Source organism: Rhodococcus yunnanensis NBRC 103083, assembly GCF_001895005.1.
Lineage (GTDB): Bacteria > Actinomycetota > Actinomycetes > Mycobacteriales > Mycobacteriaceae > Rhodococcoides > Rhodococcoides yunnanense.
This window is the reverse complement of the sequence record NZ_BCXH01000004.1, coordinates 84675-97464: the sequence shown is the minus strand read 5'-3', so window position 1 is coordinate 97464 and position 12790 is coordinate 84675. Positions and strand designations below refer to the sequence as shown.

Annotated in this window: 13 protein-coding genes; 9 read left to right on the top strand and 4 right to left on the bottom strand. The window is 61.4% G+C overall.

What is annotated here, in order from left to right; translation table 11 throughout:
- Window positions 1–211 precede the first annotated feature (211 nt).
- The 7 genes from RY1_RS08715 to RY1_RS08685 all read left to right on the top strand — a co-directional run bounded on the left by RY1_RS08715 (window position 212) and on the right by RY1_RS08685 (window position 8631).
- Window positions 212–1756, top strand: a complete 1545-nt coding sequence (locus RY1_RS08715) for an MFS transporter (protein ID WP_072803152.1) — start codon at window positions 212–214, stop codon at window positions 1754–1756.
- A 546-nt stretch (window positions 1757–2302) separates the two neighbouring features.
- Complete coding sequence (locus RY1_RS08710; protein ID WP_169914607.1) at window positions 2303–3739, top strand: ABC transporter substrate-binding protein; 1437 nt, start codon at window positions 2303–2305, stop codon at window positions 3737–3739.
- The gene (locus RY1_RS08705; protein WP_084727267.1) at window positions 3727–4728 is read left to right on the top strand and encodes an ABC transporter permease; all 1002 of its coding nucleotides are present in this window, start codon (window positions 3727–3729) and stop codon (window positions 4726–4728) included. The genes RY1_RS08710 and RY1_RS08705 overlap by 13 nt, the downstream gene beginning before the upstream one ends.
- Window positions 4715–5530: an ABC transporter permease gene (locus RY1_RS08700; protein WP_072803150.1), complete on the top strand. Its 816-nt coding sequence runs from the start codon at window positions 4715–4717 to the stop codon at window positions 5528–5530. The genes RY1_RS08705 and RY1_RS08700 overlap by 14 nt, the downstream gene beginning before the upstream one ends.
- Window positions 5527–7248, top strand: coding sequence for an ABC transporter ATP-binding protein (locus RY1_RS08695; RefSeq protein ID WP_169914605.1), 1722 nt, complete (start codon window positions 5527–5529; stop codon window positions 7246–7248). The genes RY1_RS08700 and RY1_RS08695 overlap by 4 nt, the downstream gene beginning before the upstream one ends.
- Window positions 7245–8135: a glutathione S-transferase C-terminal domain-containing protein gene (locus tag RY1_RS08690; protein ID WP_072803149.1), complete on the top strand. Its 891-nt coding sequence runs from the start codon at window positions 7245–7247 to the stop codon at window positions 8133–8135. Before RY1_RS08695 ends, RY1_RS08690 begins: the two co-directional genes overlap by 4 nt.
- A 244-nt stretch (window positions 8136–8379) precedes the next feature.
- A complete protein-coding gene (locus tag RY1_RS08685; protein ID WP_072803148.1) occupies window positions 8380–8631 on the top strand; it encodes a hypothetical protein in 252 nt (83 codons plus the stop codon).
- Here RY1_RS08685 and RY1_RS08680 read toward each other — a convergent pair.
- Window positions 8612–9613, bottom strand: a complete 1002-nt coding sequence (locus tag RY1_RS08680) for an aldo/keto reductase (RefSeq protein ID WP_072803147.1) — start codon at window positions 9611–9613, stop codon at window positions 8612–8614. The two genes, RY1_RS08685 and RY1_RS08680, sit on opposite strands and share 20 nt — an antisense overlap.
- A 77-nt stretch (window positions 9614–9690) precedes the next feature.
- Here RY1_RS08680 and RY1_RS08675 point away from each other — a divergent pair, with 77 nt between their 5' ends.
- The gene (locus RY1_RS08675) at window positions 9691–10563 is read left to right on the top strand and encodes a LysR family transcriptional regulator (protein WP_072803146.1); all 873 of its coding nucleotides are present in this window, start codon (window positions 9691–9693) and stop codon (window positions 10561–10563) included.
- A gap of 75 nt (window positions 10564–10638) precedes the next feature.
- Here RY1_RS08675 and RY1_RS30965 read toward each other — a convergent pair whose 3' ends face one another.
- The 3 genes from RY1_RS30965 to RY1_RS08665 all read right to left on the bottom strand — a co-directional run bounded on the left by RY1_RS30965 (window position 10639) and on the right by RY1_RS08665 (window position 12125).
- Window positions 10639–10785: a GIY-YIG nuclease family protein gene (locus RY1_RS30965; protein WP_371829460.1), complete on the bottom strand. Its 147-nt coding sequence runs from the start codon at window positions 10783–10785 to the stop codon at window positions 10639–10641.
- A 262-nt stretch (window positions 10786–11047) separates the two neighbouring features.
- Window positions 11048–11476, bottom strand: a complete 429-nt coding sequence (locus tag RY1_RS29935; protein ID WP_156376385.1) for an SNIPE associated domain-containing protein — start codon at window positions 11474–11476, stop codon at window positions 11048–11050.
- A 31-nt stretch (window positions 11477–11507) separates the two neighbouring features.
- Window positions 11508–12125 (bottom strand): TetR/AcrR family transcriptional regulator, encoded by a 618-nt coding sequence (locus RY1_RS08665; RefSeq protein ID WP_072803144.1) that lies wholly within the window; start codon window positions 12123–12125, stop codon window positions 11508–11510.
- Window positions 12126–12300: 175 nt separating this feature from the next.
- On the opposite strand from RY1_RS08665, the gene RY1_RS08660 reads away from it, so the two are divergent.
- Entirely contained in the window at window positions 12301–12753 is a 453-nt protein-coding gene (locus RY1_RS08660) for an ester cyclase (protein WP_084727264.1), read from the top strand.
- Window positions 12754–12790 lie beyond the last annotated feature (37 nt).

Genomic DNA, 12790 nt, shown 5'->3' with positions numbered 1-12790 from the left:
TACTTACGAATATTCCGTGAATGTCATATCGTCGTTGCATGGGGCAAACAAGACCACCGTCGTAACGCCATGGCGGACAGCAACTCCGCGAGTAGACGTCGTCATCGGTCTGTGCACCGAGAGCTTCACCCAATCTTCGAACCCAGGGCGCGCCGTGCCGGATCGAGCAGCGCGGACACAATTCGATCGGAGAATTCAGTTGACGGAACCAATGAGCAAGCCGGGCGTTGACTCCGCAGAATCGATACATCCGATCGGGAACGGCAGCAACAGATCCGGTCCGGAGTGGATATTGGTCACGCTCGCGTGCGTCGGACAGTTGATCGTTGTGCTCGACGTATCCATCGTGAACGTGGCGTTGCCGGGTATCCGGGCTTCCCTTGGATTCGGTGAGCAAGATCTACAGTGGGTTGTCACTGCATACACACTGACATTTGCGGGTTTCATGCTCATCGGTGGACGTGCTTCGGATCTGTTCGGCCGCAAACGGATGTTCGTAGTCAGCCTTGCACTGTTCACCCTCGCGAGCTTGGCCGGTGGATTGGCACCGAACGCCACCGCGCTGATCGTCGCTCGCACGATCCAAGGGATTGGCGGGGCCATATTAGCGCCCGCAACGTTGGCCATCATCACTACCACGTTCGACGAGGGACCCAAGCAGACCCAGGCAATCGCGACGTGGACGATGATGGGCGCTGCAGGTGGTGCGATCGGCGCAATACTTGGAGGTGTGTTCACCGAATTACTCTCCTGGCGTTGGGTATTACTGGTCAACGTGCCAGTCGGGCTGTTACTCGCGGTGCTTGCCATCGTTTATCTGCGAAACGACATGGTTTCGCCGGGAGGCGGACTTGATGTATTCGGCAGTGTGACGGCGACCGCGGGGTTCATCGTGTTGGTCTACGGACTGGTGGAGTCCGGTAAGGCAGCGGGGTTCGATGCGAAAGCCATAATTTCGGTCGCGTCTGGTCTCGTGCTACTACTGGTATTCCTGGTCATCGAGTCGAAAGTCACCGCACATTCGCTCTTACCGTTGCATATCCTGCGCCGACGCGCCGTGGCAGTTGCCAACGCGACCATGTTCTTACTCGGCGCAGGATTCTTCTCGGTGTTGTACTTCGTTTCCCTTTACCTCCAAGGCGTCCGTGGGTATTCGCCAGTCGCAGCTGGTTTCGCCTTCGTACCTTTTGCCGCAGCGACTGTGGTCGGTGCGCAGGGCGCGTCGAAACTGCTCCGCCGACGTGTGCCCGCGCGTCGCCTCATTGTCACAGGCGCGTTGATCTCTGCGTGCGGCTTCGCTGGTCTCACGCAACTGACCCCTGAGTCCTCCATCGGTTGGGCGGTCATCATGCCAGGGCTGGCGGTCTTTCTCGGGATCGGTCTCGCCCTTGCGCCTACTGCCGCCACCGCAATCTGGGGGGTGAAACCGAACGAGTCGGGTGTGGTGTCCGGTCTCGCCAACGCAACCCGTCAGCTAGGCGGGTCAGTTGGACTTGCCGCCCTTACTATCGTGGCAGCTGCTCATACGAACTTGGTTGGCGAAGAAACACCGACCGTTAGCGACGTCACACACGGATATGCCATCGCATTCGGAGTCGCGTCCGCCATCCTTCTCGGTGCGGCAATCAGTGCGACCCTCCTCCCTCGACGACCCGAGGCTCAACCCGGCGTCCTCGATCATCCTCAGGGAAGCAAAGTCGACGGTGATATCAATTTCAGTCGGACGTCCAGTTTTCGCAGGGCAGGGAAAAAATAGAACGTCGCACGGCAGTTGCGGTGATCACCGCGCGCACGTTGCGGCGCTCGACGGCGGCGTCGACCCTGCTACCCGTAGCACCCTATCGATGTGGGCCGACACAGGCTCCGCGCTCTGCCAACCCTGGATTGATCGCCCGAATACACAGTTGTTCAGCGAATTACGCACGATCCGAGTTCAACCCGATCGGCGTAGCCGAGCCCGGTTCGAATTCGCGCCAACATGCCCATTCTCGTCTTTGAAAGGCTCGAGTATGTCATTCGAGAATTATCCAGCGATCGCACCGCCGGCTCACGGTCGAACAAGCCGGCTCGCGGTACCGAATACAAACCACCAGAGCAACATCCGTGTTGATGGCACCGACATCGGAAAAAGAGATGCCGAAGTGGCGCCTCAGCGATCGAAGCTGCGATGAAGTACGTAGCTTTTGCCAGCAGCATCTTTACCGCATCTTTGCTGGCCACTCTTGCAACGGGTTGTGCGAGCGATGATTCCTCGGTCGAGAAAGATTCACTCCTCATTGCGACCGCCAATACCGCGGACTGTGTGGATCCGGCACAAAATCTGACAGCCAACAGCAGTCCCTTCGTTCGGCCCCTGGTCGATTCACTGGTCTATCAGAACCCTGTCGATGGTTCACTGAATCCCTGGCTGGCCCAGTCGTGGTCGAGCAACGACACCGCAACCGAATTCAGCTTCGTCCTGCGCACCGATGTCACCTTCAGCGACGGGACGCCGTTGGATGCAGCAGCGGTCAAGCAGACCTGGGACGAAATCGTGGGCCTCGGTGCACAGGCCGCGACTGCGAACAGTCTGCTCAGCGGATACATCGAGTCGACAGTGACGGCGCCGGATACGATCACCACTCGATTTTCATCACCGAAAAGCTCGTTCGTCCAAGCAGCATCGACCACCTCCTTGGCACCCATCTCACCGGTCGCATGGACAGTGAGTCCGCAAGAGCGATGCGCAGGGAAGTTCACCGGCACAGGCCCGTTCACCCTCGAAACAATACAAAGCAAAGAGCGAGTGACCCTGGTTCGCCGCGCCGATTACCACTGGGGCCCCGATTCTTGGACGCCCGGACCCGCCGCACTCTCACGCATCGAATTCGACCTGATCAAAGAACCGGGTGTGCAGTTCGACGCGCTGTCCTCGGGCACAGTCGATGCGGCAACCGGAATCTCTCAACGTCAGATCGACAGCCTGGCACCGAATGCGTTCACCAGGACCCGTATTCAATCCCCGGGCATTGTGTACACCGCAGTGCCCAACACCACTCGCGGTCCACTGGTGGATGAGGCGGTCAGGCGCGCCTTGAATGCGACCACCGATCGTGAACAGCTGATCAGCCTCGCTCTCGGTAGCGCAACGCCGCCCGCGACGAGCATTCTCGCAGCGAACACACCCGGATATCTGGACTCGTCGGGCGACCTTACTTTCGATCGTGACGGTGCCGCCGTCCTGCTCGATCAAGCCGGCTGGTCGATCGGACCCGACGGTGTCCGAGCCAAGGACGGACAACGACTGAGCATTGCGGTCACTTACCCGTCCGTCGACCTGATCAACGGCCCACTTCTGGAATTGTTGCAGCAGCAGTGGGCCCAGGTCGGAATCGAACTCTCACTGCGTGCCCTACCTATTGCCGAATTGTCACCGACCCAGGACGCCGGCGATTACGACCTACTGGTGTTCAACCAGGGGCGGGGTGACCCGGATGTATTGCGCACGGTATTCGCGGCCTCCGCCAAGAACCGAGCACGTCTGAACACCGACGATCCGCTGAACGCAGACCTTGATCTGCAAGCAGGTCAGTCCGATCCTGCGGCGCGAACCGTGACGGTTGGTGCAATCGAGCGGACGATCCTCGCGCGTGGACTGGCGATCCCGCTGTACGAGACCGGTGTGCAGGTGGCGTCCGATTCCCAGTTGACCGGCTACTCGGTCGACGGAAGTTTCCATGACACGAGATGGAATTCATGATGGGCCGATACGTCTTGACGCGGTTGGGCTACGCGGTACTCACGATCTGGGTCGCATTCACTCTTGCCTTCGTGGTATTACGCGTCGTACCAGGCGATCCGGTGAGTATTCAATTGAGTCAGAACGGCGCCGACAACGCCGAAGTGTCGGCGGAACAACTGGCGGCGTTACGCGCGCAACTCGGGGTGGACAAGCCCGCGCTCGCGCAGTACGCGGAGTACGGATTCGGATTGTTGCGCGGTGATCCCGGGTATTCGATCCGATCGAACGAGAATGTCGGCGCAGTGATTTCGGCTGCGTTGCCGGCAACAGCGGAGTTGGCAGGTCTCGCGTTGACAATAGGGGCACCTGTGGGGATTGCCCTGGCGGTGGCGGCGACGCTCACCAGAAGGCACCGATCAGGGGCAGTGTTCAGATCCGCACCTGTCGTAGGGATCTCACTACCGACGTTCTTGATAGGACTGGTGTTGGTGCATTTCGTCGCCTTCGAGTGGCGGTTGTTGCCCGGCATCGGCGGACGCGGTCCCGGATCGGTGGTCTTGCCTGCACTGACCCTGGCCGTTCCCGTTGCTGCGATCATCGGGCAGATTCTGGGACGAAATATGGAGGCCACGTACCGCCAGCCCTTCGTTCGGACGCTGCGCGCGAAGGGCCTCGGGGAAGGGAAGATCGTATTCGGCCACGTCTTGAGGAACGCGTGCCTTCCGGCCCTGACGATGATCGCAATGGTTATCGGCGGTCTCATCTCAGGGTCTGTGGTAGTCGAAACGATATTTTCCCGCCACGGCATGGGCAAGGTCGTGGCCGATGCCATCCTCGACAAGGACACACCTGTCGTCCTCGCAATTACTGTGCTGAGCGCGGCCCTGATCGTGTCGATCAATCTGACGGTCGACATCCTGTACCGCGTTGTCGATCCGCGCCTACGGACCAGCGGAACCTCCGCGACACCACGTTCCGAAGAACGGGCCGAGTATGCGCACCTCTGACCGAACCGGCCGACTCGGGATCTGGCTTGCCGGGGCGGTGATCGTCGTGGTGATCGGCTGGGCAGTGACCCCTGGCCTGTTCACGCGTCGCGACCCGTACGCAGTCGACCCGTCCAACACATTCCGTGCACCGGGGGCCGCTCACTGGTTCGGCACCGACAACCTCGGCCGCGATCTGTTCGCCCGGGTTGTCTACGGAACAGCATCATCGGTTCCAGCGGCGTTGCTCGCGGTGACTGTCGCTCTGATCGTCGGTGGATCCCTCGGACTGTTCGCAGGATATTTCGGCGGCGTCATCGACAGCATCGCAGTCAGAGTCATCGACGTCGTGCTGTCGGTTCCCTCGTTTCTGCTCGCCATCAGTTTGATCACGACACTCGGGTTCGGCACCATCAACGTCGCTCTCGCGATCGGGATAGTGAGCATCGGCACTGTCGCCCGACTGGCTAGATCCGAGGTAGTGCGGATCCGGTCCCGTCCCTATGTGACGGCTGCGCTGGTGTCGGGCCGCAGCCACCTCGAGGTAGTGCTTCTGCACGTACTGCCGAATTCTTCGCGTCCGGTGGCGGCGCTGGCCGCGTTGGAGTTCGCCGCCGCGGTGCTTGGCATCTCGGCGATGTCGTTCCTGGGATTCGGGGCCGCTCCGCCTTCGCCGGAATGGGGCGCATTGATCGCAGCCGGGCGGGGATCGGTGTCCACCGAATGGTGGCTCAGTATCGCTCCCGGTGTCGTCGTCGCAGCGGTCGTCGTCGCGGTGAACGTGCTGTCGTCGTATCTGCAACCGAAGGAGGCAGGTTCGTGACCGGCGCGAGCGCCGTCGGACAAGCGGAGTCGACAACCGAAAGCGTTGCTGTGCACTCGATCGAGACCACGCATGCCCTACTGGTGCGCGGGCTCACCGTGCGCTACGGAGCGCGACCTCCGGTGGTTACCGCGATCGACATCGATGTGTCGGCGGGCGAAGTCGTGGCGCTGCTCGGTGAATCAGGATCCGGCAAATCCAGCATTGTCAATGCCCTGCTCGGGTTGCTTCCGGACGGAGCGCAGGTCACAACGGACGACTTCGTCGTGGGCGGTACACGCGTGAATCTCGCCCACCGGCGGCGGATGCGCGACATCAGGGGCCGCACTGTTGGGCTCGTCCCACAGGACTGCGCAGTAGCGCTCGACCCGGTACTGCGAGTGGGCCCCCAGATACTCGAAGGCATACCTGGCGTAGCTCGGATGCCTCGGCGTGAGCGCATGCAGCGGGTCGCAGAACTGTTACGCAAGGTCGGGTTCGGCGAACCGGAGACGCTCGCCCGCAAGTACCCGCACGAACTGTCCGGTGGGATGGCCCAGCGAGTGATGATCGCAGTTGCGCTCGCGGCCGCTCCAGCGCTTCTCATTGCCGACGAGCCGTCCGCGGCACTCGACACTCTGGCACAAGCACAAGCGATGGACTGGATCACCGAATTGGCGCGGCAGGACGGTATCGGCGTCTTGATGGTGACCCATGATCTCTCGTTGGCGGCGCAGCGCGCCGATCGGGGACTACTGCTCGCGCAGGGGACCATCGTGGCGCGCGGCGACATTCACGCCGTAGCGCCCACACTTCCGCACCCCCTTCGGCGTCTCACCCCGCGTCCGAGCGTCGACGCGACGAACAACGATCACGCTGGAACTGTCGAAGTGGCATCGGCAACCGACGAGAAGCAGAGATCCGCTTCTCGGGGAGGCGCTGCACCCGAAGTTCTACGGTTGAACGCGGTCTCCAGGCTGTACCGAAGCGTCCACGGGCTCACCGGGGTGCAGGATGTCTCACTGACGTTGAACACCGCCGAAGTGGTGGGGCTCGTGGGCGGTTCCGGTGCAGGAAAGACCACGCTCGCACGTGTACTGGCAGGACTGGAACCACCCGGTGACGGCTCAGTGTACTTCCGCGGTGAAGACATACGCGCGCTCGTGGACAAGGACCGCAGGCAGTTCCGCCGCGCTGTCCAACTGATCGCCCAGAACCCGTACTCGTCGATCGATCCACGTTATTCGGCGCGCCGCGCTATCGAAGAACCCCTGCGAGCCTTCGGCATTGGAGACCGCCGCACACGCCGAGCTCGCGTACGCGAGCTCGCCGATCGAGTTGCGTTGCCGGAGTCGATCCTCGACAACTCACCGGACATGCTCTCCGGTGGGCAATGCCAGCGGGTCGCGATCGCCCGTGCTCTCGCCACCGAACCGGAGGTTCTGATCTGCGACGAAGCCGTGTCTGCATTGGACAATTCATCCACACGACGGGTCATGGACCTGCTCGGTGAGTTGCGCGACGATCTGAACCTCGCCATCGTGTTCATCACCCACGATCTCTCTGCCGCAGCCGAGCTCACAGACCGGCTCGTCGTCATGCGCGACGGACGGGTCATCGAATCAGGAACGACAGCGACCGTCCTGACCAACCCACGAGATCCGTATACCCGCGCACTCGTTGCCGCGACACCACCGCCCATCGTCATCCTCGATCACACTCAGGAGAACAACCCATGACCTCCAACATCTCCGACCATCTCGATGCCGCGGCCGTAGCCAGTTGCAACATGCCGGACTCCGCGGCCGGGGTACTCCGGCGCCCGGACGGATCCATATTCCGCCCGCCTGCACGTTTCCAAGGCAGGCTCGGCTCGCCGTCGTTTCCGGCGGAGGCGGATCGCTACCAATTATTCGTCAGCTGGGGTTGCTCGTGGTCCAACCGCGCTGCGATCACTCGTAAACTGAAGGGGCTCGAGAACGTCGTTTCGATCACCTATTCCGACGATGACCCAGACGCACTGCGCGCAGTGTGGGAATTGATGGAACCGGGACACCGCACCGGCGTACCGACTCTGTGGGACAACAAGAATCAAGTCATCGTCAGCAACGATGCCGACGCGATCAGCCGGGACCTGGCCATCCAGTTCGACCGCCTTGCCACCAAGGAAGCCGATCTGTATCCGCAGGATCTGCGGGCAGAGATCGACACGATCAACGAATGGTTGTACGACAACATCCACAGCGTCATCCACATACTCGGCCACGAGGCACAGGAAAACAACCACACGACGTTGGTCGACGATTCCTTGCGCGCACTCGAGACACTGGATAGCCGTCTGGCAGATCGTCCGTATCTCAACGGCGATCGAATCACCGAATCCGATGTTCGATTGTTCGTTTCGCTTGTCCGTTTCGAGTGTGCATACCCAGGAATCTTCGAGGCCAACAGCCGGTACCCCGAAGGCCATCCACGCCTGTGGGCATACGCCCGACATTTATACGCCCTCCCTGAATTTTCCTCTACCACCGACTTTCACGTCATCCGGCGCAACTTCGCAGTCGCGTTCGATTTCCTGCGCGAACAGTCGGTTGTCCCCAATGGGCGACCCTCGCGTTGGACATGACCTCGACCGTTCTTTTCGGGGTCAGCGCGATCTGGCATGTTCCCCAGTGAACGCGTTGCTTCCTCGAATAATTGGCGCATCCTTTCGTGCGAGTGAACGTAGTGCCAATTTTGTGGCATTGGTGGGATCGGTCAGTCGTGCAGGGCGATGCAGGCGTCGAGCAATGCGATCGTGCGGTGGCCGCGTCGCTGAGCGCGTGGCGTCTCGGGCGCGGCGACGAGCCTGGACCGGACGGCATTCATCGATGCGGGAGGCGAACAAGAAGAAGATCCACCGCCTGTGGACGGAGGAAGGCCTGCAGGTCCGGATCCACCATCCACGCAAACGCGCCAGCTCATTCCCTCATACCCATGCAGCGAACGTGCTGTGGGCTAAGGACTTTCAAATCGACTCCACCATCGACGGCACAGCGATCAAAAATCAAGTCCGGGGGCACCTCCCCCTGGGGGATCAACCGCCTTCTGCGGTGATCGTCATCATCGGTTTCCTTCCGTAGCAAGTTGACGCGAGGTGGTGGGGACAGCGAACGAGGATCGATCGCCGGACCATTGAAGTGCCGGCGCCACGTTTTCGATGCGACCCAGAATTTTCTCCGTCAACGGAAAGTCGGCGGCTGCAGCGTTCTCAGCGATGCGGTCTGCCCGCCGGCTTCCTGGGATGGGCACGATGTCGTCGCCTTGGGAGAGGAGCCACGCCAGCGCAAGCTGGCCTGCGGTCATACCGAGCTCCACGGCGAGGGTCTGCAGATGTTGGACCTGAGTGAGATTCTGCACGAGGTTTTGATCGTTGAATCGAGGGTCGTTCTTACGGAATGGGCTCGACCCGATGTCGGCAAGGTTGTGCAAAGTTGCCGTCAACAATCCGCGGCCCAACGGGCTGTAGGGGACAAGGCCCACGCCGAGTCGGCGCGCGTGAGGGACGATGCTCCGCTCGGGCTCGCGCCACATCATGGACCATTCGAACTGCACGGCGGAGATCGGATGGGTTCGAACGGCACGGCTGAGCTGAGCTTCCGTTACCTCCGAAACCCCGAGATATCGAACTTTGCCGGCAGTCACGAGGTCGGCCATTGCCCCGATCGTGTCCTCGATCGGTACTCGTGGGTCGACGCGGTGGAGGTAATAGAGGTCGATCGAATCGACGCCGAGCCGTGTCAACGAGGCATCACAATGCCTACGGACGTGTTCTGGGGCTCCGTCGAGGGCGACACCATCGTCCCCGCGCACGATTCCGAATTTGGTCGCGATCTTCACTTCCGTGTTGTGGCCAGCCAGCGCCCGGCCCAGCAGAGATTCATTGTGACCTTGTCCGTAACTCATTGCCGTGTCGAACATGTCGATCCCGCTGTCGAGGGCAGCGTGGATCGCGTTGGTCGACGCGCCGTCGTCTACTTCCCCGTAGCCCTGCGACAACCCCATGCAACCCATTCCGATGGCCGTACAAACCAGGCCGTGACTGCCTAACGTGCGCTGTTCCATGCTCACAATGTCCACCCCTTTCATACGTAAGTGAAATATCCGTTCTGACTGTCAGTTATAACGAGATACGATGAATCATGGAGCTTCGGCAACTGAGATATTTCGAGGCGGTTGTCCGTCTCGGCGGCTTCACACGGGCCGCAGAACATCTCCACGTCGCCCAACCTGCCGTTTCCGCGCAGATCAGGCTTCTGGAGAAAGAACTTGGCTCAGTCCTGTTGAGACGCACCACCCGTCATCTGTCGCTGACTCATGCAGGTGAGCTTTTCCTCGTCCATGTCCAGCGGGTCCTCGTCGAACTCGATGCTGCATCCGATGTGATGGAAGCGGCTCGATCGGTAAGCAGGGGACGCGTTCGGGTAGGGGCGACCCCGATAACCGGGGCTCTGCGTCTGCCGCAATTGCTTGCGACCTTCAAGGCCCGGCACCCTGGCGTGGCCCTTGTTTTGCGATCCGGACTGATCGGTGACCTACTGTCCGAGCTCGACGCGGGTTCGTTGGACGTCGCGATAGGCCCTTCTCATGGAGAGGACCCGCGCTTTTCCGCCAGCGCTTTGTCCGATGAATCGCTGGTCGCCATCACCTCACGCGACTGCACGCCGTCGGACATCCGGACCCTGTCGGAACTGAGGGAACACCCGTTCGTCTGTCTGCCCAAAGGAAGCGGGCTGCATACGCTGCTCGAGCGCTGGGCGGCATCAGACAATTTCGTCCCACGAATGGAATTCGAAACGTACAGCCCGGCAAGTATCCGCGAACTTGTCTCCGCAGGTCTTGGTGTTGCCGTTGTGGCACGGTCGGCTGCCGCATCGCACGGGCCGCCGGTACGGATCCACTCGTTGGACTCGGCCCCGGCCCATCCACCGATCTGTGTCTTCGTCCCTCGGACCGGGCATGTATCGGCAGCGACTTCGGCTTTCGTGGCACTTCTCCGAAGCGGGCACACGTAGACCGCGGTCGCCGCCTTCTCGCTTGTCTCACCAAACGACTCGACTACGCACGCAGGAGGAGGACGCACTTCGCGGTTACGAACAAGGCATATGGAGTTCCGCTTCCACCGATACCGCATCGTCCGCGAAGAACAGAGAATGCACATCGAACCGAAACGGCACCGACGCATCACCGAGCTCACGAACCCGGTCCATCGGCTCCAGGCTGCGCGTCATCCCGATCTTGACCGTGTTGAAACGGAAAGCCCCCTATATTCGAGATCACGCGCACGTGCCCGCCCGAATGTTCGCAACCCGATAGTCGACGTCATCGAGCGCACGCTGCGCGTCAGCGAGCTTGACCCGCAACCGTTCCGCACCCTCGAGAACCCGCCCGCTTCCAACGCAGCGACGGCGTTGCTTGTAGTGCGCGAGCTCCTTCGATCTTCGCCCGGGCCGCCTGCAGCTCTTGCTGCACCTTGCGTTGCTCGCGCGACCCTTCGCGTCATTCCCGGTCGGCGGCCTTCTCTTCCTGCACCTTCATGTGCACATCCGCTGCCAGCTCCAGCTCACGTAGCCAGAGCCGGTGGTAGCCAGCGGTGACCCGCAAATCGATCATCTGCCCCTGCTTCGCAGTCTGCTCCGCAGCTTTCATCAGACGCTGGCGTGCGGCGCGAATACGGACGAGTTGTACAAGGCCATCGTCGCCGGCGACGAGAACCGGGCACGACTGGAAACCGATTCCCATCTCAACAGCACCGAAGATGCGTTGCGGTGCTGCCGTAGGCGCCCAGCCAGATGATGCGTTCAGGTGCGGCGGCAACCACTGCCCGCGCCTCGGCGAGACGAACTTCTGGCGCGAAAACAGGAACAGCGGACACTCGGCAATCTTTTGTTGCGTCTGCCCCGGTGTCACTGGAGCATCGACGCCCATCCCCCTGTCCTACAGACTCGGGCGCTCACGCTTACTCTCTGGGCTGCTGCCGGACTTCGGTGAGGAACATTGTCACGACCCGGCGCGCCTGCGCGACCCAGCGATCGCCGCCGGGGTCGTTGGCCACCTGCTGGTGAGTCAGACCTGCGCACATCGCGGTGAACAGGTCGACGTCCTCCGCGCGGTCAACGCCGGCCGCCTGCAGCAGCGCCGCACCGCGGTTCAGGAATTCGATGGCAATCGCGTAGGACTCCGGGGATGGTTCGAACCCAGGGATGGTGCGCTGGAACAGCAGCTGGTGACGTTCGACGTCGTCGCTCGAGAATCGAACTACTCGGCCGACGAACTCGGTCAGATCCAGTTCGGGATTGCCAGTCGGCGTCAGGTCTGCGGTGTATGCGAGTAACTGACGGTTGCCGTCCGCGAACATCGCGTCGTAGAGCGCCAGCTTGGAGTCGAAATAGGCGTACAGCGACGGCTGGCGCAGATCTACCCGTTCAGCCAGATCGCGCAACGAGATTCCGGCCAACCCGTCTGCTCGGCTGAGCGCCCAGGCCTCGGAGACGATCGTCGCGATCTTTGCGGCCCGGCGCAAGGCGCGACGGTCGGGCGCGGAGGGCTCGACCCCGGGCTGATCGGCCTCTGACACGTCACCACCCAATCCACGATAGAAAAACTATGAACGATAGAAGATTTTATACGAGCGCGAGTCTCCCTTCGAACGAACATCTTGTTGAACTATCAGCGATAGATATACTATCAGCGATAGTGCGACGGTGCGGTCGCGCAGCGATGTAGACGATTGTCGATCGAAAGGAAATTCAATGCCTGAAACCGGCTCGGACACTCGGACGCAAGATATGCGCGTGCTGCTGCAGCGCTTCATCGAAGAAGTGATCAACGGGCGCGACCTCGACCTGGCGATGAAAGACATTGTCGCCGAAGACTTTGTGGAGCAGATACCGTTTCCCGGGCAGGGTCCGGGCCGGGCCGGGCTCGCCGAGGTACTCGCCGGTCTGTTCGCTGCATTTCCCGACCTGCACTGGACTATCCGCGACACGCTCGCCGAGGACGACCGCATCATGGCGTACTCGACGTGGACAGGAACGCATCGCGGCGAGTTCATGGGTATCCCGGCGACGGGCCACCGGGTCAGCGTCGACGCGTGGACCATCGACCGATACCGCAACGGTCAGATGACCGAAAGTCGGTTGATCATGGACGTCGCCGGTCTTCTCACCCAACTGGGTGTTCTGCCTGCCCCGACGGTCAGCTGAGATGCAGAACTTCGCCCTTGCACTACTGCCTACCGTT

What these genes read in the sequence shown, in the direction of transcription:
- RY1_RS29935 (WP_156376385.1), bottom strand. Translation starts at nt 11,476, where the DNA reads ATGGGCGTCGATGCTCCAGTGACACCGGGGCAGACGCAACAAAAGATT.
- RY1_RS08690 (WP_072803149.1), top strand. Translation starts at nt 7,245, where the DNA reads ATGACCTCCAACATCTCCGACCATCTCGATGCCGCGGCCGTAGCCAGT.
- RY1_RS08700 (WP_072803150.1), top strand. Translation starts at nt 4,715, where the DNA reads ATGCGCACCTCTGACCGAACCGGCCGACTCGGGATCTGGCTTGCCGGG.
- RY1_RS08680 (WP_072803147.1), bottom strand. Translation starts at nt 9,613, where the DNA reads ATGGAACAGCGCACGTTAGGCAGTCACGGCCTGGTTTGTACGGCCATC.
- RY1_RS08675 (WP_072803146.1), top strand. Translation starts at nt 9,691, where the DNA reads ATGGAGCTTCGGCAACTGAGATATTTCGAGGCGGTTGTCCGTCTCGGC.
- RY1_RS08705 (WP_084727267.1), top strand. Translation starts at nt 3,727, where the DNA reads ATGGAATTCATGATGGGCCGATACGTCTTGACGCGGTTGGGCTACGCG.
- RY1_RS08685 (WP_072803148.1), top strand. Translation starts at nt 8,380, where the DNA reads ATGCGGGAGGCGAACAAGAAGAAGATCCACCGCCTGTGGACGGAGGAA.
- RY1_RS08660 (WP_084727264.1), top strand. Translation starts at nt 12,301, where the DNA reads ATGCCTGAAACCGGCTCGGACACTCGGACGCAAGATATGCGCGTGCTG.
- RY1_RS08715 (WP_072803152.1), top strand. Translation starts at nt 212, where the DNA reads ATGAGCAAGCCGGGCGTTGACTCCGCAGAATCGATACATCCGATCGGG.